This window comes from uncultured Planktosalinus sp., from assembly GCF_963973675.1.
Lineage (GTDB): Bacteria > Bacteroidota > Bacteroidia > Flavobacteriales > Flavobacteriaceae > Planktosalinus.
In genome coordinates this window covers 1-8,777 of sequence record NZ_CAXBAN010000071.1, presented here as the reverse complement: position 1 = coordinate 8,777, position 8,777 = coordinate 1, and the positions used below count along the sequence as shown (strand labels likewise).

Sequence of the window (8,777 nt, the reverse complement as noted above, 5' to 3'; positions counted from 1 at the left end):
ACAATATCGCCTTCAGCTTGAAGGAAATAGGTGTAATTATCACCGGCAGGGTCAGGTAATCCACCAAATAATGGAAATAAAGCGCCTTCTTCTGCATCATTTGCTCCATCAAGACCAATATCCTGGTTTGTTCTTTCTTGACCCTGAGTATCAAACGCATACACCAAAGATTGGTTTATGGGGACTTTTCCATAGACTGTTTGTCTGGTTCCTTCAGTTCCACCGTCAGGTGGCAGGCCATTTTCATATTGTTTTCTACCTGTTTTGAGAATGTCTTCGGAAATGCTTCCTAAATTAAACCGTAGTTGACCGCCATTATTTGATGCGTTTTCATCATAAATAAATGGGTCCATTACCCAAAACTGAATGTATTCCACATTTGATTTTTCAAAATCGGTCGTGTTCAGTTCTCGTGTAATTCCCGCCCATCTTGAAGAGGGGTTTGGCAGTGTGTTGGTTCCACCGGTTTCTGGATTGTAGTTGTAGGGTCCTCTTTCTGATGGGAAATAAGTCAAATCCAAAGAGAAAATTGCTTGGGTTTGACCTTGAACAATATCAGTATCAGGAAATATTTCATTTATAAAAAGTCTTCTTGTTGCATAAGAAGAAAGGTCGTCATTTGTTATTCCGTTTGGTCTTTGTGAGCTATAAAAAATAGGGTCAATAGTGTACCAAGCCAATTTAGCTCTGTTGAAATTATATGCTTCATTGTTATTTTCTAAGTCTCCCCCAAAATCGAGCGGTGTGCTGGCAAGTTTCCAAGATAATGGGGTTTTCATATCCAGGAAGGTTTGTGATCCTTCAAAATCGTCAACATAAACGGTTGTCTTACCGTCAAAGTCAGCTACTTTAGGTGAACCCGGCATCAGGTAGGCAAATTCCCCTCTCAAAGAAAGGTTTGATTCTACGTCAGTATCGATGTTGGGAAGTTTATTAACCAATCTTGTTAAAAACGGAACCTTGGTTGAATAGTTTGCATTGAACCCAAAAACTGTATTGTTAATAGGCTCAGAGCTCAGGTTTGTCTTTTGGGTGAGGGGTCGTTCATTAAGGTTTAAATAGGTTGCTCCAATAAGAAAGTTTTCATTGAATTGATGTTCTACATTCAAACCTGTAAATCGCTTAGTTTGTTGTCCAAAAACGGTATTGTTTTCGGTTGTGATTTGAATTGGAGTATTGGAGTTTAAAAGTGCCTGGTCAAGAATTTGTACTCTTCCCAATTGATAATTTACTGTATAATCTACCCCCTCAACCAATAATCTGCCTCCGGCAGTTACTGTAACAGAGCCTTGGGGTATATTGAACGCTCCAATTGAAATACCATCAGCGCCTGAGGATTTATAAGTTCCTTTAAGTTGGAATTTATTTTTATCACTATCTTCTTGTTCAGCAACTGTTTTTGTGGATCGATACAATGAGCGGTATACGTATTTGTTTTGATTGGCATTGTAAGTCGCCGGAACGTCATAGTTTTCACTACTTCCGGGTGTGCTTAATTTTTCGAATAAATGTTCGCCAAATGGCTCTACGGTTGTAAAGATTACTCTACCATTTTGGGTGTCTACTGTTAACCCTGGTAAAAAGTCAAAAAAACCATCACCGCCTTGTTGCGGGTCATTGTTCGTATTCAATCTATCCAGATTAAAGACTCTGAGCAGCGTTGTTTGATCAACATCTTCTGGCAGAGGAGTGGCCGGAAACTCAACGCTCCCAGCTGCTGCTGAAATATAATTTAATGGTGAGGGGTCTGTATATAGGATGTTCAATCTAAAGTCTTCTCTTTCAAGTTGAAACGCCCCCAAACTATAGATGTTTTTCATCATCAAGTCCCAAATGGGTTGATCAACATTTACATTGTTGCTTCTCAACATTTTTACAACCAAGTTTTGTGACTCACCCGGTTGTGGTGCATTGGGGTCCGGTTCCGGGTTAGGATTTGGATCGCCTATGTTTCCACTTGTTGTTGATTCTACACCACCGTTGGAAAATTCCCCTACTTGATACACACGACCATTTACGGTATATTGATAAGCAACCGCTAACACTTCATCATTACTCAGTCTTTGGTTTAAAGATATGTAACCCAATTGCCCATTTAAATTATATTCATTAGGCATTAATCTTCGCGCGTTTTCAAGAGTGGCATAGTCTCTACCTTCAGACACCTGAACACCTCCAAAACCTGACTGAACTGTTGAAACATTCCGGATATTTTGGTTGAGTATTGATTGAGCTCCTCCTTCTATTCCTATGGGGTTAAAGTCATTATTAGCATTGTCTGGATAAGATCCCGGTGGTCGGTTCAAAAATCCTCCCGGTGGCAAATTAAGGCCAATTTTGGATGGATCAGATTCACCAATATCTTGTAAGGCTACAATATTTCGAACATTTTCGGTAGTATTGGTAAGGTTTGTAACCCACACTTCAATTCTTGAAATTTGAACATTTGAGTTTACAAATGGATATTGTTCCAAAGCGTCATCATACTTCTCTCTAAAGTAGTGCCCCAAGAAAAAGTGGCGATCTTCATCATATTCCAGTGCAAACACATCAAAGTCATTAACGGTTCCGCCTCCTTCAGCAACTACGCTTCTTGATTCTGATTTTTGTTCTGAAAATACTCCTGTCACTCTTGTTTTTCCAAACTGCAATTCAGTTTTAACCCCGAAAAGACTTTGAGCACCTTGAATTAATGAGCTGTTTAAAGGCATACTGACATTTCCCACTTCTATGGTTTGAATGATTTGATCTTCGGTAGGGGTGTATTCAAGTTTTATTTGGTTTTGAAAATCAAAAGTAGACTGGGTATCATAGTTGGCAGTTATCTGAAGTCGTTCACCTACTTTACCCAATAAACTCAGACTAATGCGTTGATCAAAATCAAAAGTAAGGTTACTACGGTTTCTAGGTGAAAAGGCCGGGTTGTCTTGTTTTGTGTAGAGCAGTCCTAAATCCATTTCAACTGACCCTTGTGGGATAACTTCTATTACATTTCCGCCAAAAATAGTTTCAAACAAATTGGAGTCAACATAAAAGCTTGGCAAGAGGTTTTTTTGTTCTTCTTCTGTCCCTTCTTTTCTACCGTCTGCGGCATCAATTTTGGATTTGAAGTAGTTTTTCATTTCTTCTTCCAAAATCAGGTCTTGATATTCTTCCTGTGTCAAAACCATTGGGTAAGAAATTGAGAAGCTACCCAGCATTTGGTTGTAAATATACATGCCTGAAACTGGGTCAAACGTATACAAATCTGTTATGCTTGGCGGATTGGGCAAATCCATCTGTCCCATGGAAAAGCCTGTTTTAAGTGTGTCCTGTTCTGTTTGATTGTTCTCTTCAGGGTCTGGCACCTGAGCCGTGACAGCAAGGCTCAATAAAAAAAAGCTTATTAAATATATAGTAGTGAAGACCTGTTGTTTCTTGTGAGAGTAGTTTTTTGTGCCCAATTTATTACAAGTTTTTTAACGCTAATTTTATAATTGTTTCTACTGTTGCATCCGGGTTTTCTTTTATGACTTTATCGCAAGCTTTTTCGGCTTGTTTTCTCAAAAACCCTAATGTTTCCAATGCAGATAACGCTTCATCTTTATTGGTATTGCTTGACTGACTTAAAACATCATCCAAAGCATATACTTTTATAATTTTATCTTTCAAATCTAAAATAACTCTTTGTGCTGTTTTTGCTCCAATTCCTTTAACAGACTGAATTGTTGCAACATCATTCAGAGCTATTGCTTCTTTTATCTGATTGGGTGTTAAAGAGGAAAGCATTGTTCTTGCTGTTCCTGCACCAACACCAGACACAGAGATTAAAAGCCTAAATATTTCACGCTCAAATTGTTCAACAAATCCATAGAGTGTATGGGCATCTTCTTTTACTAAGAGATGAGTATACAATTTTACATTTTCGGTTTGGGGAAGGTTTGAAAACGTATGCAATGAAATATGTAATTGATAACCCACTCCTCCACAGTCAACCACAATACTCGTTGGGTTTTTTTCAACCATACGTCCATTAATGTGTGCTATCATTTGTTAACTTAGTGTTAAACGTCAAATATAGTATTTTTATTATCAATCCCTTTTTAAAAAGGACAATTCTTTCTAATAGAAACCCTAGTGTTTCTTTCGTTTAATATTTTGTTTGTTAGCTCTTTTTTCCTTTTGTTGGGCATCAATAATTGCAACAGCAGCCATGTTGACAATTTCTTCAACACTGGCACCCAATTGGAGTATATGAACCGGTTTTTTCATTCCCAGCATAATTGGCCCAATAGATTCAGCGTTATTTAGCTCTTTCAAGAGTTTATAATTACTGTTTGCAGAGTCTAAACTCGGGAATATCAATGCATTAACTTTTTTACCAGCCAATTTTGAAAACGGGAAATTCTTTTTATGCAAATCCATGTTAAGTGCAAAATCCATTTGTACTTCACCGTCTATAATCAAATCGGGGGCAGTTCTGTGGAGTAATGACACTGCTTCTTTTACTTTTCGTGCTTTATCATGTTTAGAAGACCCGAAGTTTGTATAGGAAATCATTGCCATCACCGGTGTCATACCAAACATTTTCATAGTAAAAGCTGTCATCTGAGCAATTTTTGCAAGCTCCTTAGCAGTGGGGTCTATATTTACTGAGGTATCAGATAAAAACATCGGGCCTCTTTTTGTAATCATTAAATTTGTTGCGGCCACTTTATCCACACCTTCTATTTTGCCAATCACCTCAAGCATGGGTTTTAAAACCGAAGGGTAAGATCTGGAATATCCTGTAATCAAAGCATCAGCATCACCTACATTTACCATCATGGCGGCAAAATAATTGCGTTCTCGCATCCATTTTTTTGCGTCATAAAGTGTCACTCCACTTCTCCTCCTGCTTTCCCAGTATTTGTTTGCATAAAAATTCCTTTTTTCATCTTCACTATCCTCTTTTGGATCAATGATTTCAATGTCAGCATCAAAATCAATTTCTTCCATCAATTCCAGTATCACTTCCTTTCTTCCAAGTAATATGGGTATCCCAATTTTTTCATCGTGAATGATTTGTGCAGCCTTTAGCACGTCCAAGTGGTCTGCCTCGGCAAATACTACGCGTTTTGGGTCTGTTTTTGCTCGGTTTACAAGCAATCTTACTATCTTATTGTCAGAGCCCATACGCTCATAAAGTTCATCTTCATATTTTTGCCAATCTAAAATGGGCTCTTTGGCAACGCCACTTTCCATTGCTGCACGTGCTACCGCGGGAGGTACTTTTGCAATAAGGCGAGGGTCAAATGGTTTTGGGATGATATAATCCCTGCCAAAATTCAGTTTGGTTTCGCCATAGGCGATATTTACCTGCTCAGGCACCGGTTCTTTGGCCAATTCAGCTAAGGCTAAAACAGCCGCTTTTTTCATTTCTTCATTAATCTTTGAAGCTCTCACATCAAGCGCCCCCCTAAAAATATATGGAAAACCAAGAACATTATTCACCTGGTTGGGGTGGTCTGACCGTCCTGTAGCCATGATAATATCCTCACGGGTTTTGATAGCAAGATCATAATCAATTTCAGGATTTGGGTTTGCCATGGCAAAAACGATGGGGTTTTTGTTCATCGATTTGAGCATTGCGGGTGTCACAATATCCCTCACTGATAGCCCTACAAATACATCTGCTTTTTTAAGTGCTTCATCCAGAGTGTTTATTTTTCTGGAGGTTGCAAATTCAGCTTTTTCTGGGCTTAAATTGGGTTGGTCTTTTCTAATCACCCCTTTACTATCAAGCATTACAATATTTTCTGGTTTTGCACCAAATGCTTTATATAAACGGGTACAAGAAACTGCTGCGGCTCCTGCTCCACTTATTACAATTTTAACTTTATGAATTTTTTTATTGGCCAGTTCCAAAGCATTGATAAGAGCGGCAGCAGAAATAATTGCGGTGCCGTGCTGGTCATCGTGCATTACCGGAATATCGAGTTCTTCTTTGAGCCGTCTTTCAATTTCAAATGCCTCTGGAGCCTTGATGTCTTCAAGATTTATTCCGCCAAAAGTAGGTGAGATGTTTTTAACGGTTTCAATAAAAGCATCAATATTTTCTGTATCTACTTCAATATCAAAAACATCAATGTCTGCAAAGATTTTAAACAACAATCCTTTTCCTTCCATCACCGGTTTTGAAGCTTCGGGACCTATATTTCCAAGGCCTAAAACAGCGGTTCCATTTGAAATAACGGCGACAAGATTTCCTTTAGTCGTATATTTATAAACATTGTTTTTATCTTTTGCGATTTCCAGGCAAGGTTCTGCAACACCGGGTGAATAGGCCAATGATAAATCTCGCTGGCTCGCATACTTTTTTGTGGGAACTACCTGTATTTTGCCGGGCTTTGGCTTGGCATGATAAACTAATGCTTCTCTTCTTCTGCTTTCTTTACTCATTGGTTAATAGTTTGTCTGACTAGCAAAGGTAAGTTTCTCCCTGAAATTTGAAAAGTTAAATCGTTAATCTTTTATCACTGAATACCGTTTGACTTTAGTGAAGTCAACACCAAGGTTATCCTTGCCTTTAGAATGAATATCAAGTAATAAATATTCTCATTCCTTTAAAAATTGAATATTCCTTTTTAAACCCTCAAACTTAGTTCGTTTTACTGCAGACTTTTGAAATACTTTTTGAAATACATCATGGGTAATTTCTTCCCAGTCTTTTTTGGTCATGGAAAGTAGTTCAGGTTTTGGGTTAAAAAGGGGTTCGTTGTGAGGTTTTGAAAAGCGGTTCCAGGGACATACATCCTGGCAGATATCACAACCAAATATCCAGTCGTCAAATTGGCCTTTTACATCATTCGGGATTTCGTTTTTAAGCTCGATAGTAAAATAAGAAATGCATTTGCTGCCATCCACAACATAAGGTTCAACGATTGCTTGGGTGGGACAGGCATCTATACAAGCAGTACATGAGCCGCAATGATCAGTGACCGGATTGTCATATTGAAGTTCTAAATCGATGATTAGCTCAGCAATGAAATAGAAGGAGCCTGTTTGTTGTGTAAGTAAGTTACTGTGTTTCCCTATCCATCCCAAACCGCTTTTGGCAGCCCAAGCTTTGTCGAGAACGGGAGCCGAATCCACAAATGCCCTGCCATCCACTTCGCCTATTTCCTCTTCTATAAATTGCAACAGTTGTTTTAATTTGTCTTTGATGACGAAATGGTAGTCAGTACCATAGGCATATTTTGAGATTTTATAGGTCTCGTCTTTTTGGGATTCTTTTTGATAGTAATTGAGCAAAAGGGAAACCACACTTTTGGCTCCGGGCACCAGTTTTGTGGGATCGAGGCGTTTGTCAAAATGGTTTTCCATATACTCCATTTCACCGTGCATGTTTTGGTTCAACCATTTTTCCAAACGGGGAGCTTCTTCTTCTAAAAATCCGGCTTTACTAATGCCACAAGACAAAAACCCGAGGCGTTTGGCTTCCGTTTTAATGAGTTGGGTGTATTTGGATTTCAATGTCATTTTAGGATTTTTACCGCGTAGAAATCTATAGCCATATCCGCCAAACGCGGGAGGGTTGGATGGGGATTTTAAAACAGCCCCCCTTGTGTAGGTCCTTTGATTTTTCCGAGATGTTTATATGCTGTTTCAGTAACTTCACGCCCTCTAGGTGTCCTAACAATGAAGCCTTGCTGAATCAAGAAAGGTTCATAGACTTCTTCGATGGTTTCAGCACTTTCACTTACAGCAGTTGCCAAGGTGGTGATTCCCACCGGGCCACCTTTAAATTTATCAATAATTGTTGTGAGTATTTTATTGTCCATTTCGTCCAAACCAAAAGCATCTACATTCAAGGCTTCAAGGGCATATTTTGCAATGTTGATATCAATGGCTCCATTGCCTTTAATTTGTGCAAAATCTCTTACACGTCTTAAAAGTGCATTGGCAATACGAGGTGTGCCACGACTTCTTCCTGCGATTTCAATAGCGGCTTCCATGCCTATTTTTACTTTGAGAATGTCAGCACTGCGTTGTACTATGGTGGTTAAGAGTTCCGTATTATAATATTGTAGTCTTGAAGCAATTCCAAAACGAGCGCGCATGGGCGCAGTCAATAGACCAGAGCGCGTTGTAGCTCCAATGAGCGTAAAAGGGTTCAGATTAATTTGAACCGAGCGGGCATTGGGACCGGTTTCGATCATAATATCAATTTTATAATCTTCCATCGCTGAATAGAGGTATTCTTCCACAATGGGGCTTAGTCTATGAATTTCATCAATGAACAACACGTCACGATCTTCCAAATTTGTGAGTAAGCCTGCTAAATCACCGGGTTTGTCCAATACAGGTCCAGAAGTAATTTTAATCCCAACTTCGAGTTCATTGGCAAGAATATGCGCGAGTGTAGTTTTTCCCAATCCCGGAGGACCATGAAACAAGGTGTGATCAAGTGCTTCCCCTCTTAAATTTGCAGCTTGAACAAATATTTTAAGGTTTTCAATCACCTGTTCCTGACCTGTAAAATCACTAAAGCTTAGTGGACGAAGCTTACGTTCAAAGTCCATTTCTTCAGGAGAAATATTTTCTCCGCTTGGGTCTAAATTTTCATTCATAAAAACAAATATAGGGAAAAATGAAGCGACTCGTTGTTTGTGCTAAAAAGAAAAACCCTTTGCTTTCACAAAGGGTTTCCTATTAATTATCAATAGTATTTTTTAGTGATTTAATTCTTCCTCGTTTTCCTGAAGGGGGACAGTTTGTGGAACAAAATCTTGTCCTGCAATTACGTAGTCATCACC

General features: G+C 38.8%; 5 protein-coding genes. All 5 read right to left on the bottom strand.

What is annotated here, in order from left to right:
• On the bottom strand, nt 1-3,371 hold a 3,371-nt coding region (gene sprA, locus AACY61_RS04355; RefSeq protein ID WP_339610366.1), incomplete at its 3' end, for a cell surface protein SprA.
• A gap of 76 nt (nt 3,372-3,447) precedes the next feature.
• On the bottom strand, nt 3,448-4,029 hold the full coding sequence (gene ruvA / locus AACY61_RS04350) for a Holliday junction branch migration protein RuvA (protein WP_339610365.1): 582 nt from the start codon (nt 4,027-4,029) through the stop codon (nt 3,448-3,450).
• 84 nt (nt 4,030-4,113) lie between these two features.
• Entirely contained in the window at nt 4,114-6,420 is a 2,307-nt protein-coding gene (locus AACY61_RS04345) for an NADP-dependent malic enzyme (protein ID WP_339610364.1), read from the bottom strand.
• A gap of 156 nt (nt 6,421-6,576) precedes the next feature.
• Nucleotides 6,577-7,500, bottom strand: coding sequence for a tRNA epoxyqueuosine(34) reductase QueG (queG, locus tag AACY61_RS04340; RefSeq protein WP_339610363.1), 924 nt, complete (start codon nt 7,498-7,500; stop codon nt 6,577-6,579).
• Nucleotides 7,501-7,568: 68 nt separating this feature from the next.
• Nucleotides 7,569-8,591 carry a Holliday junction branch migration DNA helicase RuvB gene (gene ruvB / locus AACY61_RS04335; RefSeq protein WP_339610362.1) on the bottom strand — a complete coding sequence of 341 codons (1,023 nt, stop codon included), beginning with the start codon at nt 8,589-8,591 and terminating at the stop codon, nt 7,569-7,571.
• Nucleotides 8,592-8,777: the final 186 nt, after the last annotated feature.

Excerpts from the sequence above, each read along its gene's own strand:
- AACY61_RS04345 (WP_339610364.1), bottom strand. The coding sequence starts at position 6,420 with ATGAGTAAAGAAAGCAGAAGAAGAGAAGCATTAGTTTATCATGCCAAG.
- ruvB (WP_339610362.1), bottom strand. The coding sequence starts at position 8,591 with ATGAATGAAAATTTAGACCCAAGCGGAGAAAATATTTCTCCTGAAGAA.
- queG (WP_339610363.1), bottom strand. The coding sequence starts at position 7,500 with ATGACATTGAAATCCAAATACACCCAACTCATTAAAACGGAAGCCAAA.
- ruvA (WP_339610365.1), bottom strand. The coding sequence starts at position 4,029 with ATGATAGCACACATTAATGGACGTATGGTTGAAAAAAACCCAACGAGT.